Source organism: Pseudaminobacter salicylatoxidans (assembly GCF_003148475.1).
In the GTDB taxonomy this organism is placed as follows: Bacteria; Pseudomonadota; Alphaproteobacteria; order Rhizobiales; family Rhizobiaceae; genus Pseudaminobacter; species Pseudaminobacter salicylatoxidans.
The window spans coordinates 47,623-74,504 of the sequence record NZ_QGGG01000016.1 but is presented as its reverse complement, the minus strand read 5'-3'; the positions used below and the strand labels follow the sequence as shown (position 1 = coordinate 74,504).

The 26,882-nt window shown below is 64.9% G+C and carries 30 protein-coding genes; 13 read left to right on the top strand and 17 right to left on the bottom strand.

The features are described from left to right. Positions 1-27 precede the first annotated feature (27 nt). The 5 genes from C7441_RS19510 to C7441_RS19495 form a co-directional block, all read right to left on the bottom strand. Complete coding sequence (locus C7441_RS19510; protein ID WP_019171963.1) at positions 28-477, bottom strand: universal stress protein; 450 nt, start codon at positions 475-477, stop codon at positions 28-30. A gap of 128 nt (positions 478-605) precedes the next feature. Continuing rightward, complete coding sequence (locus C7441_RS19505) at positions 606-1,007, bottom strand: hypothetical protein (protein WP_146201532.1); 402 nt, start codon at positions 1,005-1,007, stop codon at positions 606-608. Between the two features lie 78 nt (positions 1,008-1,085). Beyond that, positions 1,086-1,244 (bottom strand): hypothetical protein, encoded by a 159-nt coding sequence (locus C7441_RS24155; protein ID WP_019171965.1) that lies wholly within the window; start codon positions 1,242-1,244, stop codon positions 1,086-1,088. Between the two features lie 151 nt (positions 1,245-1,395). After that, positions 1,396-1,566, bottom strand: coding sequence for a hypothetical protein (locus tag C7441_RS24150; RefSeq protein ID WP_170125196.1), 171 nt, complete (start codon positions 1,564-1,566; stop codon positions 1,396-1,398). A gap of 123 nt (positions 1,567-1,689) precedes the next feature. Then, complete coding sequence (locus C7441_RS19495; protein WP_109614299.1) at positions 1,690-2,229, bottom strand: DUF488 domain-containing protein; 540 nt, start codon at positions 2,227-2,229, stop codon at positions 1,690-1,692. A 161-nt stretch (positions 2,230-2,390) separates the two neighbouring features. On the opposite strand from C7441_RS19495, the gene C7441_RS19490 reads away from it, so the two are divergent. The 5 genes from C7441_RS19490 (at position 2,391) to C7441_RS19470 (ending at position 8,163) form a co-directional block, all read left to right on the top strand. Then, complete coding sequence (locus C7441_RS19490; RefSeq protein ID WP_019171968.1) at positions 2,391-3,044, top strand: 5-formyltetrahydrofolate cyclo-ligase; 654 nt, start codon at positions 2,391-2,393, stop codon at positions 3,042-3,044. A 46-nt stretch (positions 3,045-3,090) separates the two neighbouring features. Continuing rightward, positions 3,091-4,155, top strand: a complete 1,065-nt coding sequence (locus tag C7441_RS19485; protein ID WP_109614298.1) for an NAD(P)H-dependent flavin oxidoreductase — start codon at positions 3,091-3,093, stop codon at positions 4,153-4,155. 465 nt (positions 4,156-4,620) lie between these two features. Next, the gene (locus C7441_RS19480; RefSeq protein ID WP_109614297.1) at positions 4,621-4,857 is read left to right on the top strand and encodes a hypothetical protein; all 237 of its coding nucleotides are present in this window, start codon (positions 4,621-4,623) and stop codon (positions 4,855-4,857) included. A 189-nt stretch (positions 4,858-5,046) separates the two neighbouring features. Continuing rightward, positions 5,047-6,801 carry an ABC transporter permease gene (locus C7441_RS19475; protein WP_109614296.1) on the top strand — a complete coding sequence of 585 codons (1,755 nt, stop codon included), beginning with the start codon at positions 5,047-5,049 and terminating at the stop codon, positions 6,799-6,801. 36 nt (positions 6,802-6,837) lie between these two features. Further along, positions 6,838-8,163, top strand: coding sequence for an ABC transporter ATP-binding protein (locus C7441_RS19470; protein ID WP_109614295.1), 1,326 nt, complete (start codon positions 6,838-6,840; stop codon positions 8,161-8,163). 213 nt (positions 8,164-8,376) lie between these two features. Here C7441_RS19470 and C7441_RS19465 read toward each other — a convergent pair whose 3' ends face one another. Then, positions 8,377-8,838, bottom strand: a complete 462-nt coding sequence (locus C7441_RS19465; RefSeq protein ID WP_040692787.1) for a CAP domain-containing protein — start codon at positions 8,836-8,838, stop codon at positions 8,377-8,379. A 253-nt stretch (positions 8,839-9,091) separates the two neighbouring features. Here C7441_RS19465 and C7441_RS19455 point away from each other — a divergent pair, with 253 nt between their 5' ends. Genes C7441_RS19455 through C7441_RS19445 form a run of 3 tightly spaced genes read left to right on the top strand, consistent with a single transcriptional unit; the run spans position 9,092 to position 14,372 of the window. After that, entirely contained in the window at positions 9,092-10,234 is a 1,143-nt protein-coding gene (locus C7441_RS19455; RefSeq protein ID WP_109614293.1) for an efflux RND transporter periplasmic adaptor subunit, read from the top strand. Next, entirely contained in the window at positions 10,231-11,307 is a 1,077-nt protein-coding gene (locus C7441_RS19450) for an efflux RND transporter periplasmic adaptor subunit (RefSeq protein ID WP_109614292.1), read from the top strand. Before C7441_RS19455 ends, C7441_RS19450 begins: the two co-directional genes overlap by 4 nt. After that, complete coding sequence (locus tag C7441_RS19445) at positions 11,304-14,372, top strand: efflux RND transporter permease subunit (RefSeq protein WP_109614291.1); 3,069 nt, start codon at positions 11,304-11,306, stop codon at positions 14,370-14,372. The genes C7441_RS19450 and C7441_RS19445 overlap by 4 nt, the downstream gene beginning before the upstream one ends. Before the next feature lie 12 nt (positions 14,373-14,384). On the opposite strand, the gene C7441_RS19440 is transcribed toward C7441_RS19445, so the two are convergent. Further along, positions 14,385-15,404 (bottom strand): D-alanyl-D-alanine carboxypeptidase family protein, encoded by a 1,020-nt coding sequence (locus C7441_RS19440; protein WP_109614290.1) that lies wholly within the window; start codon positions 15,402-15,404, stop codon positions 14,385-14,387. A gap of 216 nt (positions 15,405-15,620) precedes the next feature. Between C7441_RS19440 and C7441_RS19435 the strand changes: the two genes are divergently transcribed. Continuing rightward, positions 15,621-16,253 carry a nucleoside triphosphate hydrolase gene (locus C7441_RS19435; protein WP_109614289.1) on the top strand — a complete coding sequence of 211 codons (633 nt, stop codon included), beginning with the start codon at positions 15,621-15,623 and terminating at the stop codon, positions 16,251-16,253. Positions 16,254-16,316: 63 nt separating this feature from the next. Here the strand turns inward: C7441_RS19435 and C7441_RS19430 are convergent, their stop codons facing one another. From C7441_RS19430 to C7441_RS19415, 4 genes are all read right to left on the bottom strand, one after another. Further along, positions 16,317-17,021, bottom strand: coding sequence for a glutathione S-transferase N-terminal domain-containing protein (locus tag C7441_RS19430; RefSeq protein WP_109614288.1), 705 nt, complete (start codon positions 17,019-17,021; stop codon positions 16,317-16,319). A 209-nt stretch (positions 17,022-17,230) separates the two neighbouring features. Continuing rightward, positions 17,231-18,442: a beta-ketoacyl-[acyl-carrier-protein] synthase family protein gene (locus tag C7441_RS19425; protein WP_109614287.1), complete on the bottom strand. Its 1,212-nt coding sequence runs from the start codon at positions 18,440-18,442 to the stop codon at positions 17,231-17,233. 1 nt (position 18,443) lies between these two features. Next, on the bottom strand, positions 18,444-18,698 hold the full coding sequence (locus tag C7441_RS19420; protein WP_109614286.1) for an acyl carrier protein: 255 nt from the start codon (positions 18,696-18,698) through the stop codon (positions 18,444-18,446). A 227-nt stretch (positions 18,699-18,925) separates the two neighbouring features. Further along, complete coding sequence (locus C7441_RS19415; protein WP_019171981.1) at positions 18,926-19,414, bottom strand: hypothetical protein; 489 nt, start codon at positions 19,412-19,414, stop codon at positions 18,926-18,928. 382 nt (positions 19,415-19,796) lie between these two features. On the opposite strand from C7441_RS19415, the gene C7441_RS19410 reads away from it, so the two are divergent. The 3 genes from C7441_RS19410 to C7441_RS19400 all read left to right on the top strand — a co-directional run bounded on the left by C7441_RS19410 (position 19,797) and on the right by C7441_RS19400 (position 21,926). Next, entirely contained in the window at positions 19,797-20,342 is a 546-nt protein-coding gene (locus C7441_RS19410) for a peroxiredoxin (RefSeq protein WP_019171982.1), read from the top strand. Between the two features lie 137 nt (positions 20,343-20,479). Then, on the top strand, positions 20,480-21,073 hold the full coding sequence (locus C7441_RS19405; RefSeq protein WP_109614285.1) for a hypothetical protein: 594 nt from the start codon (positions 20,480-20,482) through the stop codon (positions 21,071-21,073). A gap of 85 nt (positions 21,074-21,158) precedes the next feature. Continuing rightward, positions 21,159-21,926: a class II aldolase and adducin N-terminal domain-containing protein gene (locus tag C7441_RS19400; RefSeq protein WP_109614284.1), complete on the top strand. Its 768-nt coding sequence runs from the start codon at positions 21,159-21,161 to the stop codon at positions 21,924-21,926. Between the two features lie 26 nt (positions 21,927-21,952). Here the strand turns inward: C7441_RS19400 and C7441_RS19395 are convergent, their stop codons facing one another. Both C7441_RS19395 and ybgC read right to left on the bottom strand, forming a co-directional pair. Further along, the gene (locus tag C7441_RS19395) at positions 21,953-22,591 is read right to left on the bottom strand and encodes an HAD family hydrolase (protein ID WP_109614283.1); all 639 of its coding nucleotides are present in this window, start codon (positions 22,589-22,591) and stop codon (positions 21,953-21,955) included. 45 nt (positions 22,592-22,636) lie between these two features. Then, entirely contained in the window at positions 22,637-23,110 is a 474-nt protein-coding gene (ybgC, locus tag C7441_RS19390; RefSeq protein ID WP_109614326.1) for a tol-pal system-associated acyl-CoA thioesterase, read from the bottom strand. A 95-nt stretch (positions 23,111-23,205) separates the two neighbouring features. Here ybgC and C7441_RS19385 point away from each other — a divergent pair, with 95 nt between their 5' ends. Beyond that, positions 23,206-24,441 (top strand): glycoside hydrolase family 5 protein, encoded by a 1,236-nt coding sequence (locus C7441_RS19385; RefSeq protein WP_109614282.1) that lies wholly within the window; start codon positions 23,206-23,208, stop codon positions 24,439-24,441. A 30-nt stretch (positions 24,442-24,471) separates the two neighbouring features. On the opposite strand, the gene ruvB is transcribed toward C7441_RS19385, so the two are convergent. From ruvB to C7441_RS19365, 4 genes are read right to left on the bottom strand one after another with little or no spacing between them, the layout of a single operon-like run. Then, entirely contained in the window at positions 24,472-25,509 is a 1,038-nt protein-coding gene (ruvB, locus tag C7441_RS19380; protein WP_109614281.1) for a Holliday junction branch migration DNA helicase RuvB, read from the bottom strand. Positions 25,510-25,555: 46 nt separating this feature from the next. After that, positions 25,556-26,176, bottom strand: coding sequence for a Holliday junction branch migration protein RuvA (gene ruvA, locus C7441_RS19375; RefSeq protein ID WP_019171989.1), 621 nt, complete (start codon positions 26,174-26,176; stop codon positions 25,556-25,558). Next, a complete protein-coding gene (locus C7441_RS19370) occupies positions 26,177-26,611 on the bottom strand; it encodes a type II toxin-antitoxin system VapC family toxin (RefSeq protein WP_109614280.1) in 435 nt (144 codons plus the stop codon). Then, entirely contained in the window at positions 26,589-26,852 is a 264-nt protein-coding gene (locus C7441_RS19365) for an AbrB/MazE/SpoVT family DNA-binding domain-containing protein (RefSeq protein WP_109614279.1), read from the bottom strand. Before C7441_RS19365 ends, C7441_RS19370 begins: the two co-directional genes overlap by 23 nt. Between the last annotated feature and the right edge of the window lie 30 nt (positions 26,853-26,882).

Here is a 26,882-nt window from a genome sequence, read left to right as displayed (position 1 = left end):
TGCTCGCGGGTGGATGCCGGGCGGCGCCTATCGCACGACCAGCACCGGGATGTCGCTGTAGCTCAGCACTTCTATCGTCTGGCTTCCCAGGAACAGGCGTCCGAGCCCCCGGCGGCCGTGCGAGGCCATCACGATCAGGTCGCAGTCGCGCTTCTTCGCCGTCTCGATAATGGCTTCGGCCGCACGCACCATGTCGACATGGACGGTATCGGCGTCGAGCCCCACCTCCTCGGCCGCGGCCTTGCATTTGCCCAGCACCTGCTCGGCAAAGCGAACGCCTTCCTGCTGATAGTCGTTGAAGCTGTCGGTCGCGGCGTAGTTCGCCATCGGGTCGCCGAGACCAAATCCCGGAAACGGCTCGGTGGCGTTCACGAAAGTTACCCTGGACTTGAGCGCGACAGCCAGCGAAAGACCATGCTGCACCCCTTTCGTGGCCAGTTCGGAACCATCGGTGGCGATCAATATATGGGCATACACGGCTCAAATCCCTCCTGTGCCGATTGCGTAGAAAGTCGGCCGGAGGTTCCGGCCGATGATCAGGTCGTGGGCGGGCGGCTTCGCCGCGTGGCCCGGGCAGCTACGCGCATGCTCGCGCGCTTACGGCGCTACTCCCACTGGGGCAGCCGCTTGACGGGCTTGCCCGTGCCCGGATTGGTCCAGTCGCCAGGTTTGGTTTTGACGGACTGACGGCTCCACTGCGATGTGTTCACAGACGGACGCGTGGCGACAGGCCGCTTCTTCGGCGGACGATCGACACGGCCTGGCCTGGTGACGTGGCCGGGCCGATAAACATGACCCGGACGATAATGGCCGTGCCTGTAATGGCGATCATAGCGGTAGGCCGGACGCACATTGTAGTAGCCGCCCGGATAGATCACGGCACCGCCCCCGTAATAGTCATATCCGCCGTAATCATCGTAATAGTAGGGTCCGGTCTCGACACAGCCCGAAAGCGCAAGGCCGGACAATCCGAGCGCGGCGGCAAACAGCAACGATTTTACGGACATGGCTCTACCTCCAGACCATTGCACATAGTGTAGGAACGGACCGGCGACAATGAAAGGCACAGTGAAGCATCGCCGGGGTCAAGTCCGGTTGGCGGCGATCGCCATCGCCGTGCTGATGCCCACAATGACGCCGATATAGATGCCGAATTGCGGCGTGTTGAGCGCAAAACCCAGCGCCGCGCCGATCACGGTTCCAGCCAGAACGCCCCCGGTCATGAAAACTGCTGCGCCTTTCATCGGTCACCTCCTCTGGAAGCAACCCTAAAAAATCTAGCGCGCGTTGCGGCGATGTGGAGTCCTGTCACTCAAGGCCTTGTGTCAGGCCTGTTTCCCCCGCACCGGCGGCCCGGTCCGCCTCCTCGCACAGGGTGCCGGTGCGCCCACGGGATCACTTGCCGCGATGGGTGGTGTGCGTGCCGCCGATCCCCGTCTCGCCCCAATCGGGAGTGAGCCAAGGCTGGGCGTAGTCGCGATTTTCGTAAGCCGTATCGACGGTGGTGGTGGAGCAGCCGGCAAGCAACGGCATGGCAAGCCACACTGCAAGGAGAAGCAAGCGCATGGCCCTGGCCTCCTGTTTCATGGCGGCTCAACGCGCGCGCCGCTGCGCCAGTTCCTGCCGCACCCGGCCGCATCCGCGCAATTGCAAACACATTCGTTCACAGTTTCGGGATGGTCCGGCCGGTCACGGCACCGCTACGGGATAGACGAGTGCGCCATCGGCCCGCACCACAGCCTGCGGCGTCTGCGTCGCCGGATCGATCCGGTCATGATCCATAAGGTGAAAGACGGTTTCGCCACGCGCGATGAGATAGTCGGCGACGATGCGGCGATGGCAGCGCCACCAGACGCTTTCCGCGCACATGAGGGCGAGCCGTTCGGTGCGGCCGAGCGCGATCAGGCTCTCGAGCGCGGCGCGGAATTCGTCGCTCATGGCATAGTCGGCATAGTTGTGAAAACTCTGGTTTTCCCAAAAGCCGTTGACCTGCGCCGGCACAGTCCTGGAGCGGCCGCGCAGCCCGCCGAGCGCGACAGGATGCGTATACCCGATGCCGAAAGGCGCAAGGCTGTCCGGCAACACATCGCCGTTATATTGCGGGTTTGCCCGCGAGCGGGGAACGGTACGGATGTCGGCCACCAGCCGCACATCGGCGTGCCGCAGCAGATGGACGAATTCGTCGATGGTGCGCGTGCCGTGGCCGATGGTGAAGAATGGCTGCCGCATAACCGCCTCCCCTTTCCCGCAGGCCGCATTGCAACAGCGGCGAGCGGCGACGTCAACGCGTGTCAGTGTCGGCTTTGTATTCGGCCAGGTCGCGTTTGGGTTTGCGTTTCGGCGCCTGCGGGCGAATAGTCGGGGTAAGCAGCCTACGGCAAGGAAGTCCCATGAGCGACAACGACAATGCGCGCGGCTACGCGTCTCCGCCCTGTTTCATGCATGAGCTGACCCCTGAATTCCAACCCGACGACAGGCCGGCGGACGCCGCCGCCTGGACCGATGTGAAACGCTGGCGCAAGGCCGAGCGCCAGCGCCTGATCGATGCGCGCATGGCCATGTCGGCCGACGCACGGGCGGCGCGCACCGAGACGATCGCGGCGGGGCTGAGCGAGGCGATCGGCGCGCCACGGGGCAAGCTCATCAGCCTCTACTGGCCGTTCAAGGGCGAGCCGGACCTGCGCGGCTGGATGAACGACATGATCGCGGCCGGGGGACGCTTTGCGCTGCCGGTGGTGATCCAGTCCGGCCATCCGCTTGAATTCCGCGCCTGGGCGCCCGGCGAACCGCTGGAGCGCGGCGTCTGGAACATACTGGTACCGTCCAACGGGCCGGCGGTCTATCCCGACGTGGTGATCGCGCCGGTGGTCGGCTTCGACGGTGAAAACTACCGGCTGGGCTACGGCGGCGGCTTCTTCGACCGCACGCTGGCGGCCATGCCGGCAAAGCCGCTGGTGCTCGGCATCGGCTACACGGAGGCCCGGATCGCCACCATCTATCCACAGGCGCACGACATTCCGATGGACAGGATCATCATCGGCTGACCGGCCTCCCCCGCACATATCGATTTCAGATCACGGAGCACAGCCCATGCATACCGATCGTCGCTTCCAGGAACTCGTCGGTATCGACCTGCCGATCCTGCTCGCGCCGATGGCGGGGCCGGTGGGGTCGGAACTGGCAATCGCCGTGGCGGAAGCGGGCGGTCTGGGCGCGCTGCCCTGCGCGCTGCTGTCGCCCGAACAGTTCCGCAGCGAACTCGGCATCATAAGGCAGCGCACGGCCAGGCCCATCAACCTCAACTTCTTCTGCCACACGCCGCCCATGCCGGACGCGGCGCGCGAGGCCGCATGGCGCAAGCGGCTCGCGGCCTATTATGTCGAACTCGGGCTCGACCCCGAGGCGCCGGTGCCCAATTCCAGCCGCACACCCTTCGACGGCGCGCTGTGCGAGATGGTCGAAGAATACCGGCCCGAGGTGGTGAGCTTCCATTTCGGCCTGCCGGAAAAATCGCTGCTCCAGCGGGTGAAGGCGACCGGCGCGAAAGTGCTGTCGAGCGCGACGACGGTGGAGGAAGCGCGCTGGCTGGAAGACCATGGCTGCGACGCCATCATCGCGCAGGGTGCCGAAGCCGGCGGCCATCGCGGCATGTTCCTGACCGACGATGTCGCGACCCAGATCGGCACCTTCGCCTTGGTGCCGCAGGTAGTGGACGCGGTTTCCGTGCCCGTGATCGCGGCCGGTGGCATCACCGATGCGCGCGGCATCGTCGCAGCCTTCGCGCTGGGCGCTTCGGCGGTGCAGATCGGCACCGCCTATATGTTCTGCCCGGAGGCCAAGGTGGCCGCCCTGCACCGGCAGGCTCTGCGCTCCGCGCGCAGCGACGAGATCGCGATCACCAATGTCTTCACCGGGCGACCGGCGCGCGGCATCCTCAACCGCATCATGCGCGAGGTGGGGCCGGTCTCCGATCTCGCGCCCGCCTTTCCGCTGGCCGGCGGCGCGCTGGCGCCGCTGCGGGCGAAATCAGAGCCCGCCGGCTCCAGCGATTTCATGTCGCTCTGGGCCGGACAGGCAGTGCGGCTTGGGCGGGAACTGCCCGCCGGCGAACTGACGCATGCGTTGTGGGCGGAAGCGCAGGAACGGATGGCATAGCGAGCTGCGCTGCCTTCTTGCGGCGGCGCGGCGGAACGGGACCGGGCGGCCTCCGTCACCCCTCTTCTGCGTCTCGAACCTTACCCCGTCACCCTTCCTCCCGAGAAAGCGAGGAAACGCCGATCGCCAGCGCCCTGCACCCCTGCGCTGACGCGGCTGGAAACTCCGCAGCCACCCTCCTTCACATTGCGGCGAGGCGACTGTCCGCGGGCAATTCATCCTTGACACTTCAAACGCACCGGGCGTAAGGCACCCATGCTTCGGTTCGTCCGGGGCGGTCATCAACAGATCGAACAGGTTATGGACAGTCATTCTAGCCGCTGTCCGGGGAAGGCTCTCAGCCGGGTCCGGGCACCGCATCCGTCAATCGATACCGAGTCCGGTGCGTCCCGCCGGGTGAGCCTCGACAAGGCCTGACGGTCTGTCCGCTTGCCTCCGGGTCCAACCGGGCCAAGGAGGCAAGCCATGAACAACACTCTCTTTTTCCGTGATCGCGACGCCGTGCAGCTTGCCGTGCGCAGTGCTGCGCCCGCCTCGCGCATCCGCTTCCGCCCGGTGGAAACCATCCATGAGGAAGCCGCCCACATTGCGTGCCAGCGCGACCCGCTGACCGGACGCTTCGAAGGCCGCTCGCCGCGTGAGCATCGCACCCTTTCCGACGAGGGTGTCAGTTGCTGCTTGCGACACGCTTTCGCCGCCTGACCTTCAGGTCCGCGACGCCGACGCCTTTTTCCTGATCGCGAAAATCCTGCGCCCGCCGCAACGCTTGCCGGTTGCGACGCGCCCAAGCGCGTCCTCTGTCCGGGCCTGCCCAAGCGCCGCCGCCTCGCGGCGCGGCCGGCAGCGCCTTCCCGCACTGACATATTCCGATACGGACACCGAGGTTCGCAAATGATCTTCCTGCCCCACAACCGCCAATCGCTGAGCGACGCCGCAACGCTGTCGCGCGGCCGCATCATGCCCAACATCTACGACATTGTCGCCCTGTCGATCATGGCGGCGATATTCGTGCTGATGGCCCATGCGGCAATCGCCATGCGCGGCTCGATCGAGCTTTTGTCGACCACGCCGGTGACGCTCGACCCGGCCAACCTGCCCGAATATGCGCTGCGCACGACGCTGCGCATGTTCGCCGCCATCATCGCCTCGCTGGTCTTCACCTTCGCGGTAGGCACGCTCGCCGCCAAGAGCCGGCGTGCCGAGATGATCATCATCCCGGCGCTCGACATATTGCAGTCGGTGCCGGTTCTGGGCTTCCTGACCTTCACCGTGACCTTCTTCATGGGCCTGTTTCCAGGCAGCCAGTTCGGCGCCGAACTGGCGTCGATCTTCGCGATCTTCACCGCGCAGGCCTGGAACATGACGTTTTCCTTCTACCAGTCGCTGCGCACCGTGCCGCGCGACCTCGACGAGGTTTCGCGCGCCTTCGGGCTGACCGCCTGGCAGCGGTTCTGGCGGCTGGACGCGCCCTTCGCCGCACCCGGCCTGATCTGGAACACGATGATGTCGATGTCGGGCGGCTGGTTCTTCGTCGTCGCCTCCGAGGCCATCACCGTGGGCAACACGACGGTGGAACTGCCGGGCATCGGCTCGTGGCTGGCGCTGGCGATCTCAAAACAGGATTTTCTCGCCGTGGGCTGGGCGGTGCTGGCCATGGCCATCCTGATCGCGCTCTACGACCAGCTCCTGTTCCGGCCGATCGTGGCCTGGGCGGACAAGTTCCGCGCCGAGCAGACCGCGAGCCAGGAAAAGCCGCGCTCCTGGGTTTATGACATGCTGCGCCGCACGCGGATGCTGAAGCTTGCCGGCATGCCCTTTGCGGCCGGATGGAACCGGCTGATGCTGGTGAGCGCCGGCGGGCGGCGCAAGGCAACGCGCGAGGAGGAGGCACGCCCGGCAAGCGCTATCGCGGACCGGCTGTGGCTCGCCTTCATCGTGCTGCTGGCGGCGGCGTGTGCGGCGGTGACCGTCGCCTATATCCGCCGCACGCTCGGCTGGAGCGATGTGGCCGAGGTCTTCGGCGGCGGTTTCGCGACGCTGCTGCGCGTGGCCGTGCTGGTCGCCCTCGCCAGCCTGATCTGGGTGCCGATCGGCGTCTGGATCGGGCTGCGCCCATCCATCGCCCAGAAGGTGCAGCCGCTGGCGCAGTTCCTGGCGGCGTTCCCGGCGAACGTATTGTTCCCCTTCGTCGTCATCGCCATCGTCGCCACCGGCGCCAACCCGAACATCTGGCTGTCGCCGCTTATGATCCTCGGCACGCAGTGGTACATTCTGTTCAACGTGATTGCCGGAACCACCGCCTTCCCCTCCGATCTCAAGGAGGCGGCCGCGGTCTTCAGGCTCGGCTCGTGGAGCTGGTGGAGCAAGGTGATGCTGCCGGGGATTTTTCCCTACTACGTCACCGGCGCGCTGACGGCCACCGGCGGCTCATGGAACGCTTCCATCGTCGCCGAGCTGGCAAGCTGGGGCAACACGCATCTGGAGGCCTATGGGCTCGGCGCCTACATCGCCAAGGCCACCGAGGCCGGCGACTTCCCCCGCGTCGTGCTGGGGATCGCGGTGATGTCGCTGTTCGTCACGCTCTTCAACCGCGCCCTGTGGCGCCCGCTCTACGTCTTCGCCGAGCGCCGCCTGCGCCTCGACTGAAACGACACTACATTTATCTGATCGGGAGACCGACCCATGAACGAATTCGTCACCACCACCGCAACGATTGCAAACGCCGCCCCGCTGGTCGAGGTCAAGGGCATCAGCCAGAGCTACGACAACGGCCAGTTCGTCGTGCTGGACAATGTCGCGCTGACCCTGCGTCCGGGCGAGATCGTCGGCCTGCTCGGCCGCTCCGGCTCGGGCAAGTCGACACTGCTGCGTTCCATCGCCGGGCTGATCCGCCCCACCTCCGGCTCGATCACCTTCGAGGGAAATCCCGTGTCCGGCACGCCGGACGGCATTTCGATGGTGTTCCAGAGCTTCGCGCTGTTTCCATGGCTGACCGTGTTGCAGAATGTCGAGCTTGGGCTCGAAGCGCGCGGCATCGACGCGGCCGAGCGGCGCAAGCGCGCGCTGGAGGCCATCGACCTGATCGGCCTCGACGGCTTCGAAAGCGCCTATCCGAAGGAACTGTCGGGCGGCATGCGCCAGCGCGTCGGCCTTGCCCGCGCGCTCGTGGTGCACCCCAAGGTGCTCCTGATGGACGAGCCCTTCTCGGCACTCGACGTGCTGACGGCCGAGACGCTGCGCACCGACCTGCTCGACCTGTGGTCGGAAGGCCGCATGCCCATCGAGTCGATCCTGATGGTCACGCACAATATCGAGGAGGCGGTGCTGATGTGCGACCGCGTGCTGATCTTCTCCTCCAACCCCGGCCGGGTGGCGGCTGAAATCCGCATCGACCTGCCGCAGCCGCGCGACCGGCTCGATCCAACCTTCCGCGCGCTGGTGGAAGACATCTACGAGCGCATGACGGCCAGGAAGCCCGCGGCCGCGACGGTGGCCGACGGCCTGTTCCCCGGAACCGGCATCGACATGGTGCTGCCGCAGGTTTCCACCAACCTGCTGTCGGGCCTGATCGAGACGGTGGCGGCCGAGCCCTATCGCGGCAGGGCCGACCTGCCGCCGCTGGCGGCCGGCCTGCAACTGGAGATCGACGAGCTGTTCCCCATCGCCGAGACGCTGCAATTGCTGCATTTCGCGGAATTGGAGGAAGGCGACATCCAGCTCACCGAGGCCGGCATGCGCTTTGCCGAGGCGGAAGTGGACGAGCGCAAGCATATGTTCGCCCAGCAACTCGACGCGCATGTGCCGCTTGCCGCGCATATTCGCCGCGTGCTGGACGAGCGGTCGAACCACGAAGCCCCGGCCCGCCGCTTCCGCGACGAGCTGGAAGACAAGATGGTGGAGGAAAAGGCGGAAAAGACGCTGCGCGCCGTGACGAGCTGGGCACGCTATGCCGAGCTGTTCGCCTATGACGAAAAGACCGACATGTTCACGCTCGAAAACCCGAGCTGAATCCCAGAACAGAAAGGACGCGGCCATTCGCGGCCGGTTGGCCCACGCTGGAGCATGATCTTTCCACTTTTCGGGAAAGATCATGCCTTATGTGGCGCGGCGCTCGCGCAGGCCGATCCGCGTGAAGCGGTTTTCGGACGACATCATGGTCCATCCAGTTGATTTTTCCGCATGTGTGCGACGCCAGGTGTTTCCACCTGGCTGCAACCTACTCTAGCGCCCCAGCACCAGCGCCCAGTATTTGACCTCGCTGCCGGTACCGTCGCGCACATAGGCGAGGCCATATTTGCCGAAGCGCGGGTCCAGCATGTTGCGGCGATGGCCGGGCGAATTCATCCACATGGTGAAGAGCTTGCCCATGTCCATGCGGCCATGGGCGATGTTTTCGGCCGCAGCCCCTTCCACCTCGTTGCCCTTCATGCGCGTGGCGAAATCCTTGCGCCAGCCGGTGGTGTGGTTCATCAACCCGGCGCGCGCCATATAGGTGGCTTGCTGCAGGGCGGCCTTTTCCAGCTTGGGATCGGCCACCATGCGGCTGAGCCCGTGGGTGGTGCGGATCTCGGCAAGATAGCTGTCGGCGGAGACCGATGCACCGTCGCCGGGCATTTTAGCCGTCTGGCAGGCGGCAAGCAGGAGCACGGCGCAAAGCGCCGCCATTTTCAAAGCGGATTTCATTCTGTGTGATGTCCCACCATGCGTCTTCTTTTGCCGCGAAGCGGCATCGGGAAGGCTCTGGCGGGAAATCTCGTCAAGAATATGCCAACGGCCGGCTTCCGGCACAATCGAGCCTTGACGGCCCCTCGGAAAGGCACCTTGAAGTTGAAGGCAAAGCTGCTAGCTTCCTGTTGAAGCTCGATTTTCGTCTTGTGCAGGCGCTCGCGAAGCTTGATTTCGTCGCGCTGCAAACCTCGATGCCTGTGGGGGAGCGATGGAAGGCAGCGCAGCTTTGTGGTCGATCGGGGGGCCGCCATCCCGTGCGCATCGACGCGAGCGCCATCGTCTTCACATCGCGGCCATCGGCCTTGTTTTCGCGACGCTGCTGCTTTCCGGATGCCAGAAACAGGAACAGGCCGAGGCGCCGCTGCTGCGGGTGCGCGCGCAGACGGTGGCATATGCCGACTTCGCGCCGACCTTCTCGCTGACCGGTGTCGTCGCGGCGCGAACGGTGGACAATCTCGCCTTCCGTGTCGGCGGGCGCGTGGCCGAGCGGATGGCCGATGTGGGCCAGCATGTCGGCAAGGACACGGTGCTGGCGCGGCTCGACCCGCAGACGCAGCAATCCGATCTGGTCTCGGCCAAGGCCAATCTCGACGCCGCGCAGGCGCAATTGCGTCAGTCGAGCGCCACCTTCGACCGCCAGAAGACGCTGCTGGCACAGGGCTTCACCACCCGGCGGGACTATGACCAGGCCAATCAGGGCCTGCGCACCGCCGAGGCTTCCGTGCAGGCCGCTCAAAGCCAGCTCGCCGTTGCGCAGGAAAACCTTTCCTATACGGAACTGAAGGCCGGCGCGGCCGGCATCATCACCGCGCGCGACGTCGAGGCCGGGCAGGTGGTGCAGGCGGCGCAGACGGTGTTCACGCTGGCCGAGGATGGCGACCGGGATGCCGTCTTCAACGTCCAGGAGACGCTCGTGGCCACTACGCCGGCCTCGCCGGCGGTGACGATCACGCTGCTGTCCGACCCGAAGGTGACGGCGCAGGGCAGCGTACGCGAGGTTTCGCCGGTCATCGACACGTCCACCGCCACCGTGCGCGTGAAGGTGGCCATCCCCGGCACCCCCGCCGCCATGCCGCTCGGCGCGGCCGTGGCCGGGTCGATCCGCGCAGCGCCGCGCAAGGCGGTGGTGCTGCCGTGGCAGGCGCTGAGCGCGAGCGACGGCAAGCCCGCCGTGTGGCTTATCGACCCGGAAACGCGGCGCGTATCGCTCGCGCCGGTTCAGATCTACACCTACGATTCCCACATCGTCGTCATCGACAGGGGACTGGAGGACGGCCAGATCGCCGTCACCGCCGGCGGCCAGATGCTGCATCCGGGCCAACAGGTCGAGATCGCGGAGGGCGGCCAATGAGAGCGCCCGCCGCAGCCGCCGTCCTGCTTGCGCTGATGGCGCTTGCCGCCTGCTCGGGGGAAGAGGAGCCGCCACAGGAAATCGTCCGCCCGGTGCTTTCGACCGTGATCGAACCCAAGACCCGCCAGGTGCAGGGGTTTGCCGGCACGATCGAGCCGCAGGTGAGCGCCCAGCTTTCCTTCCGCATCCTGGGGCGGATCGTTTCGCGCCCGGTGCAAGTGGGCGATACGGTTGAGAAGAACCAGACGCTGGCCTCGCTCGATCCGGTCTCGCTGGAGCTTTCGGTGCAGGGGGCGCGCGCCGACCTTGCCAGCGCGCAGGCGCAGATGGCCAACGCGGCGGCGGCGGAAGAACGCCAGCGCACCTTGCTTGCCAGCGGCAACACCCCGCAAGCGACCTATGATTCGGCCAGGCAGGCGCACGATTCCGCGGCGGCCAATCTGGAGCGCGCCCAGGCAAGTCTTGCCAAAGCGGAAGAAGAGCTGGGCTATGCCCGGCTGTTTTCGGATTTCGACGGCATCGTCACCGCCACCGGCGCGGAGGTCGGCCAGACCGTCTCGCCGGGACAGATGGTCGTCACCGTCGCGCGGGCAGACATCCGCGAGGCGTGGTTCGACGCGCCCGAAGACGTGGCGGGCGAACTCGAGATCGGCACTCCCTTCGAGGTGGTGCTGCAGTCGCAGCCCTCCATCCGCGCGCAGGGCAAGGTCCGCGAGATCGCCCCGCAGGCCGATCCGACCACCCGCACACGCCGCGTGAAACTCACGCTCGCCGATCCGCCCAGCGCCTTCCGCATGGGCGCGACGATGACCGCGCGTCGCGTCACCGACGTGCCGGCGTCGATCGTGCTGCCGCTGACGGCGCTGCTGGAGCAGGATGGCAAGACGCAGGTCTGGGTGGTCGATCCCGCGAATTCGACGGTGTCGCCGCGCGAGGTGAAGGTCGGCTCGCGCAGCGCCGGCAGTTTCGTGGTGGCGAGCGGACTGGACGCCGGCGCGCGCGTGGTGACGGCGGGCGTCCATAGCCTTGCCGAGGGACAGAAGGTGGCGGTTCCGCAAGGAGGGGCGCAGTGAAAGGCTTCAACCTCTCCGACTGGGCGCTGAACCACCGCTCGCTGGTCTGGTACTTCATGCTGGTCTTCGTGGCAGCCGGCATCTACTCCTACATGCATCTCGGCCGCGAGGAAGACCCTCACTTCACCATCAAGACGATGATCGTCCAGGCGAACTGGCCGGGCGCGTCGGTGGAAGAGACGATGCTGCAGGTCACCGACCGCATCGAGAAGAAGCTGGAGGAACTGGACAGCCTCGACTACACGCGCAGCATCACCACCTCCGGGCAGACCATCGTCTTCGTCAATCTCAAGGCCTCGACCAAGGCCCGCGACGTGGACCCGACCTGGGTCGAGGTCCGCAACATGATGAACGACATCCGCAGCAGCTTTCCGCAAGGCGTGCTGGGACCCTTCTTCAACGACCGCTTCGGCGACGTGTTCGGCAACATCTACGCCTTCACGGCAGACGGGCTGACGATGCGCCAGCTGCGGGACTATGTGGAGATGGTGCGCAGGCGCGTACTGAGCGTGCCGGACGCCGGCAAGGTCGAACTGATCGGCGCGCAGGACGAGGCGATCTATCTCGAATTCTCCACCCGTCAGATCGCGGCACTCGGCCTCAACCAGCAGGCCATCATCCAGAGCCTGCAGGCGCAGAACGCCATCACGCCCTCGGGCGTGATACAGGCCGGCCCGGAGCGCATCAGCGTGCGCGTGACCGGCCAGTTCACCTCCGAGGAGAGCCTCAAGGCCATCAATCTGCGCGTCAACGACCGCTTCTTCCGGCTGACGGATGTGGCAACGGTGGTGCGCGGCTATGAAGATCCGCCGACCTCGCTGTTCCGCTTCGACGGCCAGGACGCGATCGGGCTGGCCATCGGCATGAAGCCGAACGGCAATCTGCTGGATTTCGGCAAGGCGCTGAATGCCGAAATGGACAAGGTGACCGCCGAACTGCCGATCGGCGTGGGCATCCATCTGGTGGCCGACCAGCCGGTGATCGTGAAGGAAGCGGTGTCGGGCTTCACGCGCGCGCTGTTCGAGGCGGTGGCCATCGTGCTGATCGTCAGCTTCGTCAGCCTTGGCCTGCGCGCGGGCCTCGTGGTCGCCTGCTCGATCCCGCTGGTGCTGGCCATCACCTTCCTGGCCATGGCCTATCTGGACATTTCGCTGCAGCGCATTTCGCTCGGCGCGCTCATCATCGCGCTCGGCCTGCTGGTCGACGACGCGATGATCGCGGTGGAGATGATGGTCGCGCGGCTGGAGGTCGGCGATTCGCTGCGCAAGGCGGCCACCTTCGTCTATACCTCGACCGCATTTCCCATGCTGACGGGAACGCTGGTCACGGTCGCGGGCTTCATGCCCATCGGCCTCAACAACAGCTCTGCCGGCGAATATACCTTCACCCTCTTCGTGGTGATCGCGGTTTCGCTGCTGGTCTCATGGATCGTGGCGGTGTTGTTCGCGCCGCTGCTGGGCGTCACCATCCTGCCGGCCGCCATGAAGGCCAGGCATGAGGAAGCAGGCCGCTTCAGGCGGATGTTTTCCGGCGCGCTGCTGGCATCGGTGCGGCACTATTGGATCACCATCATCGCAACGATTGCGCTGTTTGCCGCTTCGGTGGCGGGCCTGCCTTTCATCGAGCAGCAGTTCTTCCCCGCTTCGGATCGGTCTGAGCTCATCGTGGACTGGAACCTGCCGCAAAACAGCTCCATCGCCGATACGCACGAGCAGGTCGAGCGCTTCGAAAAGGTCGCACTGGAAGGCAATACCGACATCGAGCGCTGGAGCTCCTATATCGGCCAGGGAGCGGTGCGCTTCGTGCTGGCCTATGACGTGCAGCCGGCCAATCCCTATTTCGGCCAGGTCGTCATCGTGACCAAGGATCTCGAAGCCCGCGAAAGGGTGCGCGCATCGATCCAGAAAATCCTGCGCGAGCAGTTCGTGGGGACGGACGCCTATGTGAAGACGCTGGAACTGGGGCCGCCGGTGGGCCGGCCGGTGCAGTATCGCGTCAGCGGCCCCGACATCCAGGCGGTGCGGGCGCTCGCCATGGAGTTCGCCGGCGTGATGGCCCAGAACCCCAACCTCACCGCGCTCAGCTATGACTGGAACGAACCCGGCCGCGTGCTGAAGGTGGACGTGCTGCAGGACAAGGCGCGCCAGCTCGGCATCACCTCGCAGGACATAGCCACGTCGCTCAACGGCGTGGTGGGCGGAATAACGGTCACGCAGGTGCGCGACTCGACCTATCTCATCGATGTGATCGGGCGTTCGCGCGAGACCGAACGCGGCTCCATCGCAACCCTGCAAACCCTGCAGATACCCACCGGCACGGGCGAATCCATACCGCTCGCCGCCGTGGCAAACTTCCGCTACGACCTCGAGCAGCCCACGATCATACGCCGCAGCCGCATTCCCACCATCACCGTCGAGGCGGCCATCGTCGGCCATGTCCAGCCGGCGACGATCGTCAGCCAGCTTGCCCCGTCGGTGCAGGCCTTCGCCGACAGGCTGCCGCATGGCTATGGCGTGGCGGTGGCCGGCACGGTGGAGGAAAGCGCCCAGAGCCAGGCGCCTATCATCGCGGTTGTGCCGATCATGCTGTTCGTCATGGCCACGATCCTGATGATCCAGTTGCAGAGCTTCCAGCGCCTGTTCCTGGTGGTGGCGGTGGCCCCGCTTGGCCTGATCGGCGTGGTGGCCGCATTGCTGCCAAGCGGCGCGCCCATGGGCTTCGTGGCGTTGCTGGGCGTTCTGGCGCTGATCGGCATACTGATCCGCAACTCGGTCATCCTGATCGTGCAGATCGAGGAACTGGTGGAGGCCGGCACCGAACGCTGGACGGCGGTGATCGAGGCGAGTGAGCACCGCATGCGGCCGATCGCGCTGACGGCCGCGGCGGCCAGCCTGGCGCTGATCCCGATTGCCCGCGAGGTGTTCTGGGGTCCGATGGCCTATGCGATGATGGGCGGCATCATCTCCGGCACGGCGATCACGCTGCTGTTCCTGCCGGCGCTCTACATCGCCTGGTTCCGGCTGGAAGAGCCGGAAGGCGCGGCCGAAGAGGCTATCGAGGGGTGAGAGCGGCCCGACCTATTCGACCGGCATTTCCGGGCGGGCGGGCACACCGACCAGCGCCGTTCCCGGCAGAGGCGCGGCGGGCATTCCCAACGTTTCCGATGGCGTGGTCGATGCGGACGCAGCCACCGGTATCGACGCGGGGGCTTCGTCCACCGGCCTGGCAGACCGGCTCGCCTGCGGCAGATAGCGCTCGATGAGCTGTTCCACCTCGGCATTGCGGCTGCGGGCCGTATCGCCGCCCATCACCACCACCACCAGCTTGCGGCCATCGGTGCTGACAGAGGTGACGATGTTGAAGCCGGATGCACGGATATAGCCAGTCTTGATGCCGTCCACGCCCTGCACGCGCCCGAGCAGGTCGTTGTGACCACGGATGGTCTTGCCGCGATAGCTGAAGGAGCGGCTGGAGAAATAGCTGAAATGCTGCGGAAAGCGCTTGCGCAGCGCCATGCCAAGCAGGGCCATGTCGCGCGCGGTGGTGACCTGCTGGTCGTCGGGCAGGCCGGAGGCATTGCGGAACACCGTGCTGCGCATGCCGAGCTGGCGCGCCTTGACGGTCATCATCTGCGCGAAACGCTCCTCGGTTCCGCCCAGCGCCTCGCCCAGCGCCACGGCAACGTCATTGGCCGATTTGGTGCAAAGCGCATAGACGGCCGAATCCACGTCAATCGACTGGCCGGGGCGGAAACCGATCTTCGTCGGCGGCCGCGCGGCGGCGTAGGCCGAAACCGGGATTTGCGTGGCCTTCGACAGCCGGCCGCTCTCCATCGCCTCGAAGGTCATGTAGAGCGTCATCATCTTGGTCAGCGACGCCGGATAGCGACGCGCCTCGGCATTGGACTGGTAAAGCACCCTCCCATTGCTGCCATCGACCACGATGGCGGCGTGCTTGGTCGAGTCGGATTGCGGAACCTTGACCGAATTCAGCGTGGTCGTGGTGGAGCATGCCGCCGCCAGCCCCGCGAGAAGGACCACCCACGCCAGCTTGGCAACAAACGAAAGACGAGAGAAGAAAACGATCCGCAACGACATCACCCGGCTGAATTCGACGCATATGCCATCGAGCTATGGCTACAGCGGCCGCCAGCCTATCGCAATCCCGGTTTCCGCTCCATTAAGGCCGCATCCGGGTCCGCATCGGAACCGGGACGCGCAACGCGCATTAAGTTTCAGTGACGGGTAAGGCTCGGGATTTGAAGTTTTTCCGACACCGCCGCAAGATGCATCGACAAAGAGACGGGGGTTTCGATGTCCGAGATTGCCACCATCGCCGCAACTATTTTCAAGCGCGCCGGCAAGGGCCGGCGTTTCATTGTCGCCATCGCCGGCGCGCCCGGCGCGGGAAAATCCACCCTCTCCGAAAAACTGCTCGGCCTGTTTCCGGAAGGCTCCGCCGCCGTGGTGCCGATGGACGGTTTCCATTTCGACGATGCCGTGCTGCACAAGCGGGGCTTGCGCGCGCGCAAGGGGGCGCCTGAAACCTTCGACTATCGTGGCTTCGCCGCCCTGCTGAGGCGCATCCGATCCGTGGAGCCGGACATCGCCGTGCCCGTCTTCGACCGCAATATGGAGCTGGCGCGCGCCGGGGCGTCGGTCATCGACAGCGAGGTGAAGTTCGTGCTGGTCGAGGGCAACTATCTGCTGCTCGACGAGGCGCCGTGGAACGAGCTTTCGCCCTTCTTCGACTTTGCCATCTATCTCGACCTGCCGCGCAACGAGCTGGAACGCCGGCTGATGCAGCGCTGGCGCGACCACGGCAAGAGCGACAAGGAGGCGCGCGACTGGATCGCCGGCAACGACCTGCCCAATATCGAGCGCGTCATGCAAAAACGCCGCCCTGCCGACCTGGTGGTGCGAAGCGTGCTGATGACCGAAGACTGAGAGGGCGGCTCCCCTGCGATGCACGGCCGAACCGGGAAGACCTTCCCGGCTCGGTGCTTCAGGTCAGGCGCGTGGCGGGATTTCCAGTCCGCGCTGCACGGCGGGCCGTGCCAGCCCCTGCTCCAGCCAGCGGGCGACGTTTTTGAAATTGTCGAAACCGACCAGCTCACGCGCTTCATAAAAGCCGATCAGGTTGCGCGTCCAGCCAAGCAGCGAGACATCGGCGATGGTGAAATCGTCGTCCATGATCCACTGGCGGCCTTCCAGCCGCGTGTCGAGCACGCCGATGAGGCGCCTGGATTCGTCGCGATAGCGTTGCAGCGGGCGCTTGTCGTCGATGTTGCGGCCAGCGAATTTGTGGAAGAAACCGACCTGCCCGAACATCGGCCCGACATTGGCCATCTGGAAGAACACCCACTGGATGGTCTCGTAGCGGCGCGCGGCATCGGCCGGCACCAGCTTGCCGGTCTTGTCGGCGAGATAGACGAGGATCGCGCCGGATTCGAACATGCCGAGCGGCTTGCCGTCCGGGCCGTTCGGATCGAGGATCGCCGGGATCTTGCCGTTCGGGTTGAGGGACAGGAACTCCGGGGTCCACGACTCGTCCTTGCCGATATTGACGGCATGGGCCTCGTAGGGGAGGCCGATCTCCTCCAGCGCAATCGACACCTTCACGCCGTTAGGCGTGGGATAGGAATAAAGCTGCAGCCGGTCGGGATGCTTCGCCGGCCAGCGGCTGGTGATCGGAAAGGTGGAAAGATCGGTCATGGAACGTCCCCGGAAATGCCTGGAAGGAAAGTCCGGGACTGCAGCCGAGGCGCCTTCCCGGGCGGTTCATGTAGGTCGCGCCGCGCATCCGTGCCAGGGCGCCAGTGTCCGATGACGTTTCCTCCAATCGTCATCAGACACTATCTATTTGTTTGAGCATGATCTTTTCCGAAAGCCGGTTTCCACTTTTCGGGATCATGCTCCTGGAATCAGGCAGCGCGGAACGCCAGCACCGCGTTGGTGCCGCCAAAGGCGAAACCATTGCTGATGGCGGCGCGAACCTTACGCTCGCGCGCGACATTGGGCGTGATGTCGAGGTCGCAGGCCGCATCTTTCTCGCGATAATTGGCCGTTGGCGGCACCAGCCCCTCGCGGATGGCCATCACGCAGGCGATCATCTCCAGCGCGCCCGATGCGCCCATGCAATGGGCATGCATCGACTTGGTGGAGGAGACCGAAAGCCTGTCGGCATGCGCGCCGAATACGCGCCGGATCGCGGCCGTCTCGATCTCGTCATTGGCCTTGGTGCCGGTGCCGTGGGCGTTGACGTAGTCGACATCCTCCGGCTTCAGCCCGGCATCGGCCAGACAGGCCCGCATCGCCGCGGCCGGCCCCTCCACGGTGGGCGCGACGATGTCGGTGGCGTCGGCAGACATGCCCGAGCCGGCGAGTTCGGCCAGGATGGTGGCGCCGCGCGCGGTGGCGTGTTCATAGGTTTCCAGCACCGCCATGCCCGCACCCTCGCCGATCACCAGCCCGTCGCGGTCGGCCGAAAACGGCCGGCAGGTCTCGCGCGCCAGCGCGCGCAGCGCCTCCCAGCCCTTGAGCACGCCATAGGAGAGCGGCGCATCCGTGCCGCCGGCGACCATGACATCGGCCCGGCCAAGGCGAAGCTGGTCGGCGGCGATCGCAATCGCGTGGTTGGAGGAGGCGCAAGCCGACGTGACGCCGAAGACCGGCCCACGCAGGCCGTGTTCCATGCTGACCTGTCCGGCAGGTGCGCCGGGCATGATGCGCGGCACGGCAAAGACATTGGCGCGCGAGCGGCCTTCGATGAAAAGGCCGCGATAATTTTCCTCGACGGTTTCGGCCCCGAAAATACCGGTGCCGACCGACGCGCCGATGCGCGAAGCGTTGTTTTCGTCGATCTTCAAGCCAGCCTGCGCCAGCGCCTCGCCGGCGGCGAGGATCGCGATCAGGCTGTAGCGATCCATGGTGACGAGGCGTTTTTTCTCAAGGCCGTGCTCGGGAAGCTCCTTGATTTCCGCACCGATCCGCACCTTCAGCTCATGCAGCGGCGCGGTGGTGATTTCCCCGATGCTCGATCGGCCGGCGCGCATGGCCGCCCAGATTTCCCGAACGCTGGTGCCAAGGCCGCAAAGGCCGCCCAGACCGGTGATGACGACGCGCGAGCGGCCCATCTCAGGCTTTGGCGCCGATCAGTTCGCGCACGGCGGCGACCATGTCGCCGACATTCTTGAGATTGCCCCAGGCTTCCACCGTGTTCATCTCGATCTCGATGCCATAGGCCTCCTCAAGATCGAAAATGATCTCGGTGAGTTCCAGCGAATGAATGCCGAGCGCATTGAGTTCCGTTTCCGGCGTTACCTCGCCGCCCTCCATGTCGGCATGGGCCCTGATCTTGTCGATGATTTCCTGCGAAAGCTTATCTGCCATGCGGCCCTTCCCAAGACTTGAACGTTTCTCGTCAAAACGTCGCTTTTCGCTTCGCTCGCTCAATGCGGCCGGCCGCATTGTTACGGCACGGCCGATCTTGCGGCCCCGCTCTTATCTATAGAAAGCGAAATGCCCCGAGGCAACCGCATGTCTCACGACCGTCCCTTACATTGAATGGAGAAGAGGAAAGCCCGCCGACCCGCACTTTGCTCAAACGGCAAACGCTGTCATTTCGAAGGCTTGGCGGCGGCATAGATGACGACGCTTTTCTGGCCGTCGAACTCGACGGCCAGAACGTCGCGCATCAGCACCGAGCGCGAATCTATGGCGTGGAAGAGCATGGCGTTGCCTTCCAGTTCCTTGCGCAGGTCGGCCACTTCCTTCTCGTGCTTCTTCAGCGCGGCATCGATGGGGGGCGGCAGACCGTTATCGGCCGCATCCGGCAGGAAGACAATGTCGACCTTCTCGAGACTGGAAGTCTTGCGTACATCGCTGCTGGCGGCCAGCGCATTCTCGATCGCCGCCACGATGCGGTCGGAATCGTCGGCGGCGCGCACCTCCTCTTCCTCCACATCCGAGCCGATGATCGTGTCGATGGCCTTCTGGCTCTCCAGACCTTGCGCATTCAGCGCCATGTTGGGTGTCGGGGCGGCAAGAAAAGCACACACCGCGGCGACATGCATCCATTTCGCGTCGCGGGTCATCGGAATCAGCATCGCTTGGTCCTCATGAATCGTCGATTGGCAATCTGTGGCTGAGCGCCTAACGAACCAAACGGATGCGGGTCGGGTCAAGTTCCCCGACCGTGACCATTTCGCCCGGCAGGAACTTCGAGCCGGCCAGAGAGCCGCCAGCCATGGTTCCGGCGCACCCTGCAGCCTGCCGTTTCGAGGGGCGCAAAACCGGGGCTGCGGTTAGGTTCGGACTTTGCTGGTCCAGTCGCGGAAAGCTTGTGGACCGCGACCTGATGCCACGGCGCAAATGCTGGACAGCCCATAGGCAATTGATATTTTCGCGCTGCACAAAACCTATTGGCAGACCCCCTTGCTCCTCCTAACAAGGCGCGGGCTTGCTTCATTCTTTTCGAGGAGTTTGACAATGCTCGGGAAAAAAGTTCCCTCCGTGACCTTCCGCACGCGCGTCCGCGACGAGTCGGTTGGCGGCCCCAATCCCTTCCGTTGGGAAGACAAGACCTCGGCCGACTATTTCGGCGGCAAGCGCGTCGTTCTGTTCTCGCTGCCGGGTGCCTTCACCCCGACCTGCTCAACCTACCAGCTCCCCGACTTCGAGAAGCTGCATGGCGAGTTCAAGGAACAGGGCGTGGACGAGATCTACTGCATTTCCGTCAACGACGCCTTCGTCATGAACGCCTGGGGCAAGTCGCAGAACCTCGAGAACGTCAAGCTGATCCCCGACGGCTCGGGCGAGTTCACCCGCAAGATGGGCATGCTCGTGGCCAAGGACAATCTCGGCTTCGGCATGCGCTCGTGGCGCTATGGCGCTGTCATCAATGACGGCGTGGTCGAGCAGTGGTTCGAGGAAGAGGGCTACTCCGACAATTGCGAGACCGACCCCTATGGCGTCTCCTCGCCGCAGAACATTCTCGAAGCCGTCAAGAAGGGCGACGTCGCCGCGGCCGCCTGATCCATCGACGCCAGGGCCGAGGCCCCAGGCTGACACCCGACCCCGGCCGCGATCCTCGCGCCGGGGTTTTTCTTTGCCACGCGGCGGCGCATGCCCTACCCTTGCGGAAGCAACCATTTGATGACGTAGCAGTTTCCATGGATCAGGCCACTCACAGCGCCGCGGAAATTTTTCCGCATATCCGTATCGTCATGGGCATGGTGGTGGGTCTGGGCCTCACCCGGCTCCTGTCCGGCATCGCGCGCATCGTCCAGCATCCACGCGGCTATGCGCTCTACCCCGTGCACCTCGCCTGGGTCGGCATGGTGTTCCTGATGCTGGTGCATTTCTGGTGGTGGGAATTCGGCCTGTTCCACATCGATAGCTGGACCTTCGGCAAATACCTCTTCCTGATCTTCTATTCGACGACGCTGTTCCTCATGTGCGCGCTGCTGTTTCCCGACAGCATGCTGGACTACAAGAGCTACGAGGATTTCTTCATATCGCGACGGGTGTGGTTTTTCGGCCTGCTGGCTGCCACCTTCGTGCTCGACATCATCGACACACTGCTGAAAGGCCGCGAGCACTTCGCCCATTTCGGCCACGAATATCTGATCCGCACGCCGGTCTTTCTCGTGCTCTGCATCGCTGCGATCTTCACCACCAACAGGACATTCCACATGCTGTTCGTGGCGGCGGCGCTGATCTACCAGATTTCCTGGATCCTGCGCCTGTTCGACACCATTGCATGAGCCACAGGCGCGAATACGGTTGCCGCCGGGCAGCCGGCAGGGCATCCTCGATACTACCGAGACCAGACGACCAAGGGGAGGAACCATGAGCGTCGCGCAACTGTCAGCCAAGACCCGCAGCAACCTGCCCTTCTATGAGGAGCGCGTCGATCTCGCCTGCGCCTTTCGCTGGACGGCGCGGCTGAACATGCACGAGGCGGTGGCCAACCATTTCTCGCTCGCCGTCAACGACGACGGCACGCAGTTCCTGATGAACCCCAACCAGATGCATTTTTCGCGCATCAAGGCGAGCGACATGCTGCTGATCGACGCCAACGATCCCGAGACGATGAACCGTCCGGGCGCGCCCGATCCGACCGCCTGGGGGCTGCATGGCGCCATCCACCGCAACTGCCCGCATGCGCGCTGCGCGCTGCATGTGCATTCCATTCACGCCACGGTGCTCGCTTCGCTGGCCGATTCGCGCCTGCCGCCGATCGACCAGAACTCGGCGATGTTCTTCAACCGCCATGTGGTGGACGCGCACTATGGCGGCCTCGCCTTCGAGGAAGAAGGCGAGCGCTGCTCGAAACTTCTCGCCGATCCCAAGGTCCGGGTGATGGTGATGGGCAACCATGGCGTGATGGTCATCGGCAAGACCGTCGCCGAGGCCTTCAACCAGCTCTATTATTTCGAGCGCGCCGCGGAAACCTACATCAAGGCACTGTGGACCGGCCAGCCATTGCGCACGCTGTCCGATGAGGTCGCCGAAAAAACCGCCAGCGAGCTGGACGATTATCCCGGCCAGGCCGAACAGCATCTGGCCGAACTGAAGGCGATCCTCGACGAGCAGGAGCCGGCCTATCGCAACTGACGGGCTCGGCTTGCCGCCCCCTCCAGTCAGTCCAGCCTGAGATGACCGCGCAGCTCTTCCAGGCTGGAGACGAGGATTGCCCCGGCGGGGGCCTCGTCGCCCGGCTGCTGTGGCCAGAACAGCGTGTTCATGCCGGCGGCGACCCCTGCGGTGGCGCCGGCATGGCTGTCCTCGACAACAAAGGTCTCGGCCGGATCGACACCGGTGAGCCAGGCCGCGCGCAGGAACGGCTCGGGGTCGGGCTTGCCCAGACGTACATCGTTGCGGGTGACGCTCTTCATGCCCGGCCTATCGATGCCGATAACGCGCAGATTGGCCTCCACGATCAGCCGGTCGGAGTTCGACACCACCGCCTGCGGCGTGCCCTGCGCCCACAGGTCGCGATAGACCTCGACTGCGCCGCCGCGCGGCTTCAGCGAGGCGACATGCTCCATGTAGTAGACATATTTGCGCAGGATCCAGTCGTCGAAGGACAGTTTCAGGCCGAGTTCGTCGCGCATCATCTCATAGACGGGAACGGCAGCGATGCCGACGACGCGGTCGTGCAGATCCGGCGGCGGGGTGATGCCGAGGCTCGTTAGCACCGTCCGCAACGCCTTCTCGTGCAGCGGCTCGCTGTCGATCAGCGTCCCGTCCATGTCCCAGTATACGGCTTTCGGTGTCATACCCGGCTCCTTGCTGCACGCTTGTAAGGTTGTTGTGGCGGCGGATCATCCTTCGCCATGCGGCATGAAGGCCGCGATCCAGTCGCGCGGGAAGCGGCGCGGCCGGCCGTTCTCGCCGATGATGGCGGCTTCCACCCTGGCTTCCACCAGCACTTCCTGCCCGCGCTTCAACTGCTGGGCCATGCGGATGCGTGCACCGGAAATGTCTTGCGTGCGCGTGTCCACGGTCAGAATGTCGTCGATGCGGGCGGGGCTGCGGAAATCGATCTCCATGCGCCGCACGATCCACACCAGCTTTTCGCCATGCTTGCCATCGGCAAGTTCGGTGTGGTGAACGCCGGCCAGCCGCAGGAAATCGGAGCGGCCACGCTCCAGAAACTCCAGATAGCGGGCATGATAGACGACGCCGGAAAAATCCGTGTCGGCATAGTAGACCCGCGCCATGAGGCGATGGCCCGACGGCGTCAGCTCGCCCGAAATGCCCGCCAACAGCCTTTCGCGTTCACCATGATCGTCCATCGCGCTTTCCTTTTCGGCTCGAAACTGACAGGTATCGCGCAGATGCGGGCGCGTCGAGAGGGGCATATCCGATGACAATGCGGATGGCATCATTGATGGCCATGTTCAAGGCCACGCTGCTGGCCGCGCTTGTGATCGGCGCAACCGCCGCCGGCGCGGCGAGCTTCACCATGAAGCGCGGCATCAATCTCGACCTCTGGACGACCTGGCCGGACGCAAGCCGCTGGAACGACGAGACGGTGATCCTGCCCTTTCCCGAATGGCGCAGGACGCTTGCCGCGGCAGACCTCGAACGGCTGAAGGAAGGCGGCTTCGATTTCGTGCGCATGCCGGTCGACCCTTCGCCCTTCCTGTCGCCAGGCAGCGCGGCACTGGGGGAAAAGCTGCTGGCGTCCGTGCTTGAGTCCGTGCGCATGATCAATGCCGCCGGGCTGAAGGTGGTTGTGGACCTGCATCTGGCGACGGCCGGCAGCAGCCGCGCCGTGGGCATGGCAGAGGTGATGGACAGCGCCAGCCAGTTCGACGCCTATGTGGAACTGGTGCGGCAGACAGCACAGCTCCTGTCGAAAGAGGACCCCGCGCTGGTGGCCTTCGAGCCGATGAACGAGCCGGTGATCGATTGCGATGACGGCAAGGCCGATCTGTGGCCGGAAAAACTGCAAAGGCTTTATGCCGCCGCCCGCGCCTCGGCCACGCGGCTGACGCTGGTGCTGAGCGGAAGCTGCTATGCCAGCGCGGAGGCCCTGGCGAAGATCGACCCCTCGGCCATCCGCGACGACAACGTCATCTGGACCTTTCACTCCTACGAACCTTTCCTGCTCACCCATCAGGGCGCGACCTGGTCCGGTGACTTTATCCGCTATGTCACCGGCCTGCCCTTCCCGCCCGACGCTGTGTCACGCGCGGAGCTGGACGCCGCGCTGGAACGTATCCGCGAAAAAATCCGGACCGACGCGCCATGGACGCGGCGCGCCGGCATGCTCGCCTATCTCGATGAACAGATCGCCACCATGGACACCGCCGACAAGCTGCAGGCGCAGATGGAGGCGCCATTCGACACAATCGAAAAATGGGCGCAGGCGCACGGCATCAGCCCCGAAAATATTTTCCTCGGCGAATTCGGCATGATCCGGCAGGAATACGGCAATCCGTTCGTGATACCCGGCAAGGACCGTGCAGCCTATGTGCGCGACGTGATCGGGCGCGCCGAACGCCACGGCTTTTCATGGGCGCTCTGGGGGTATGGCGGCGCCTTCGGCGTGGTCGAGGAATTCGATGGCAGGAAGGCCGGGCCGGATGTGATGGAGGTGGTGCGCGGGTTGAAGCAGTAGGCGTCAAGCCGGAAGAATAGGGCGCGAACCTTATTCTTCCTGAAACAGGTTGATCTGCTGCTGTGCCACGTCCTTCGGCGCTTCCAGCCCCAGATGCTTCCAGGCGTTCGCCGTCAGCACGCGGCCGCGCGGCGTGCGCTGGATGAAACCCTGCTGGATGAGATAGGGCTCGATGATGTCCTCGATGGCGTCGCGGGGTTCCGACAGGCCGGCCGCGATGGTCTCGATACCGACCGGGCCGCCACCGAAGTTCATCGCGATCATCGAGAGATAGCGCCGGTCGAGCTGATCGAGCCCGAGCGCATCGACCTCCAGCCGCGACAGCGCCTCGTCGGCGATCTTCCTGTCGACGATAGCTGCACCTGCAACGGTAGCGAAATCGCGCACGCGGCGGAGCAGGCGGCCAGCGATGCGCGGCGTGCCGCGCGAGCGCCGCGCGATCTCGACCGCGCCGTCATCGCCCATGGGCAGGCCGAGGATGCGCGCGCCACGCCGCACGATCAGCTCCAGCTCCTCGACCGTGTAGAAATTCAGCCGCACCGGAATGCCGAAGCGGTCGCGCAGCGGGTTGGTGAGCAGGCCGAGACGGGTGGTGGCGGCGACCAGCGTGAATTTTGCAAGGTCGATCTTGACCGAGCGCGCCGCCGGCCCTTCGCCGATGATGAGATCGAGCTGATAATCCTCCATTGCCGGATAGAGGATTTCCTCCACCGCCGGGCTGAGGCGATGGATTTCGTCGATGAAGAGCACGTCGCGCTCTTCCAGATTGGTGAGCAGCGCGGCCAGATCGCCTGCCTTGGCGATGACCGGGCCGGAGGTGGAGCGGAAATTGACGCCGAGCTCGCGCGCCATGATCTGCGCCAGCGTGGTCTTGCCCAATCCCGGCGGGCCGACGAACAACACATGGTCGAGCGCCTCGCCGCGCCCCTTGGCTGCCTCGATGAAGATTTTCAGATTGGCGCGCGCGGCCGCCTGCCCGACGAATTCGTCCAGGCTTTGCGGGCGCAGCGTGGCGTCCACGTCTTCGCCGCGCTTTTCGGCCGAAAGGATGCGAGGTTCGGTGTTCATCCGCCCGTCCTCGCATGGCGGGATCGTCTGGGCAAGCGGCAGGGCCTCACCGCGCCAGCTCCTTCAGGCCGAGACGGATGAGCTTTGACGAATCGGCTTCCTCGCCTGCGGTCTTCAGCGCGGCGGAAACCGCATTGGCGGCGATGTCGCGCGAATAGCCGAGATTGACCAGCGCCGAGACGGCGTCGGCGATCGGCGCGGCGGCGACGCCTTCGCCCAGCTCCTGCTTGAGGCCGATGGTGGCGGAAGCCTCGCCGGCAAAGGCTGGCGCCTTGTTCTTCAGTTCGGTGACGATGCGCTCGGCCACCTTCTTGCCCACGCCCGGCGCGCGGCTGACCATGGCGATGTCGCGCAGCGCAATGGCATTGGCAAGGTCGCTCGGGCTCAGCGTGGACAATACCGCCAGCGCCACCTTGGCGCCCACGCCCGGCACATTGGCCTGCAGCAGCCGGAACCATTCGCGTTCGAGCGCGCTCTGGAAACCGTAGAGCCGGATCATGTCCTCGCGCACATAGGTCTCGGTGAACAGCACCACCGCCTCGCCCGGTCCGGGCAAGGTGGCCAATGTGCGCACAGAACAAAAGGCGACATAGCCGACACCGTGGACATCGACCACGCAATGGTCCTCGGCGATCTCGTCCACCGTGCCCTTGAGCTTGCCGATCATCTAGCCGTTCTCCAGGGGATAGGTTTCAGGGCTCAATATGTTGAGACTGGGAAAATAGGTGCGGTAACGGCCCGCATCGTGCGTCAACAGCCGATGCCCCGACACCGCTGCATGCGCGCCGATCAAAAAGTCGGGCAAGGTTCTTTCCCTCTTGCCTCCCCGAACACGGTAGAGCGTATGCGCCGCGCCGGCCGGGAAAGCAGCGTTGAACGGAAAGTCCTCGCGGATCGGCTGGAGCCAGGAAAATGCACGTGACAACGTCTCTTCGCCTAGCGAGGGTCTCGACAGTTCGGCCCAGACAATCGCGCTGAAGACGACAGCCCCCTCGGCAGACGTCTGCTTGAGAGCCGCCAGCGACCAGCGGCGTGTTTGCAACTCCGCCGGACCGAGAACGTCGATCAACACATTGGTGTCAATGAGTGTCGAGATCTTCACGCGGTCCCCGCAGCCAGTCTACATAGGCCTTTCCGTCCATCCCCATGGTATCGAAAGTTCCCGCCACGCTCGCAGCCCATTCCTCGAAGGTCTGCTCGCCCTGCCTGGGCAAGGCCTCGCGCTTCTCAAGGACCACAACGGAATCGCGCTCCACGAACTCGACCTCGCTGCCCGGACCAATGCCCAGACGGTCACGGATTTCCTTCGGAATGGTGACCTGACCTTTTTCGGTGACGCGCATGGTAATACCTCTGTGGTATTACCTATTCGA

What these genes read in the sequence shown, in the direction of transcription:
- C7441_RS19505 (WP_146201532.1), bottom strand. Translation starts at nt 1,007, where the DNA reads ATGTCCGTAAAATCGTTGCTGTTTGCCGCCGCGCTCGGATTGTCCGGC.
- C7441_RS24155 (WP_019171965.1), bottom strand. Translation starts at nt 1,244, where the DNA reads ATGAAAGGCGCAGCAGTTTTCATGACCGGGGGCGTTCTGGCTGGAACC.
- C7441_RS24150 (WP_170125196.1), bottom strand. Translation starts at nt 1,566, where the DNA reads ATGCGCTTGCTTCTCCTTGCAGTGTGGCTTGCCATGCCGTTGCTTGCC.
- C7441_RS19495 (WP_109614299.1), bottom strand. Translation starts at nt 2,229, where the DNA reads ATGCGGCAGCCATTCTTCACCATCGGCCACGGCACGCGCACCATCGAC.
- C7441_RS19490 (WP_019171968.1), top strand. Translation starts at nt 2,391, where the DNA reads ATGAGCGACAACGACAATGCGCGCGGCTACGCGTCTCCGCCCTGTTTC.
- C7441_RS19485 (WP_109614298.1), top strand. Translation starts at nt 3,091, where the DNA reads ATGCATACCGATCGTCGCTTCCAGGAACTCGTCGGTATCGACCTGCCG.
- C7441_RS19480 (WP_109614297.1), top strand. Translation starts at nt 4,621, where the DNA reads ATGAACAACACTCTCTTTTTCCGTGATCGCGACGCCGTGCAGCTTGCC.
- C7441_RS19475 (WP_109614296.1), top strand. Translation starts at nt 5,047, where the DNA reads ATGATCTTCCTGCCCCACAACCGCCAATCGCTGAGCGACGCCGCAACG.
- C7441_RS19470 (WP_109614295.1), top strand. Translation starts at nt 6,838, where the DNA reads ATGAACGAATTCGTCACCACCACCGCAACGATTGCAAACGCCGCCCCG.
- C7441_RS19465 (WP_040692787.1), bottom strand. Translation starts at nt 8,838, where the DNA reads ATGAAATCCGCTTTGAAAATGGCGGCGCTTTGCGCCGTGCTCCTGCTT.
- C7441_RS19455 (WP_109614293.1), top strand. Translation starts at nt 9,092, where the DNA reads ATGGAAGGCAGCGCAGCTTTGTGGTCGATCGGGGGGCCGCCATCCCGT.
- C7441_RS19450 (WP_109614292.1), top strand. Translation starts at nt 10,231, where the DNA reads ATGAGAGCGCCCGCCGCAGCCGCCGTCCTGCTTGCGCTGATGGCGCTT.
- C7441_RS19440 (WP_109614290.1), bottom strand. Translation starts at nt 15,404, where the DNA reads ATGTCGTTGCGGATCGTTTTCTTCTCTCGTCTTTCGTTTGTTGCCAAG.
- C7441_RS19435 (WP_109614289.1), top strand. Translation starts at nt 15,621, where the DNA reads ATGTCCGAGATTGCCACCATCGCCGCAACTATTTTCAAGCGCGCCGGC.
- C7441_RS19430 (WP_109614288.1), bottom strand. Translation starts at nt 17,021, where the DNA reads ATGACCGATCTTTCCACCTTTCCGATCACCAGCCGCTGGCCGGCGAAG.
- C7441_RS19425 (WP_109614287.1), bottom strand. Translation starts at nt 18,442, where the DNA reads ATGGGCCGCTCGCGCGTCGTCATCACCGGTCTGGGCGGCCTTTGCGGC.
- C7441_RS19420 (WP_109614286.1), bottom strand. Translation starts at nt 18,698, where the DNA reads ATGGCAGATAAGCTTTCGCAGGAAATCATCGACAAGATCAGGGCCCAT.
- C7441_RS19415 (WP_019171981.1), bottom strand. Translation starts at nt 19,414, where the DNA reads ATGCTGATTCCGATGACCCGCGACGCGAAATGGATGCATGTCGCCGCG.
- C7441_RS19410 (WP_019171982.1), top strand. Translation starts at nt 19,797, where the DNA reads ATGCTCGGGAAAAAAGTTCCCTCCGTGACCTTCCGCACGCGCGTCCGC.
- C7441_RS19405 (WP_109614285.1), top strand. Translation starts at nt 20,480, where the DNA reads ATGGATCAGGCCACTCACAGCGCCGCGGAAATTTTTCCGCATATCCGT.
- C7441_RS19400 (WP_109614284.1), top strand. Translation starts at nt 21,159, where the DNA reads ATGAGCGTCGCGCAACTGTCAGCCAAGACCCGCAGCAACCTGCCCTTC.
- C7441_RS19395 (WP_109614283.1), bottom strand. Translation starts at nt 22,591, where the DNA reads ATGACACCGAAAGCCGTATACTGGGACATGGACGGGACGCTGATCGAC.
- ybgC (WP_109614326.1), bottom strand. Translation starts at nt 23,110, where the DNA reads ATGGACGATCATGGTGAACGCGAAAGGCTGTTGGCGGGCATTTCGGGC.
- C7441_RS19385 (WP_109614282.1), top strand. Translation starts at nt 23,206, where the DNA reads ATGGCCATGTTCAAGGCCACGCTGCTGGCCGCGCTTGTGATCGGCGCA.
- ruvB (WP_109614281.1), bottom strand. Translation starts at nt 25,509, where the DNA reads ATGAACACCGAACCTCGCATCCTTTCGGCCGAAAAGCGCGGCGAAGAC.
- ruvA (WP_019171989.1), bottom strand. Translation starts at nt 26,176, where the DNA reads ATGATCGGCAAGCTCAAGGGCACGGTGGACGAGATCGCCGAGGACCAT.
- C7441_RS19365 (WP_109614279.1), bottom strand. Translation starts at nt 26,852, where the DNA reads ATGCGCGTCACCGAAAAAGGTCAGGTCACCATTCCGAAGGAAATCCGT.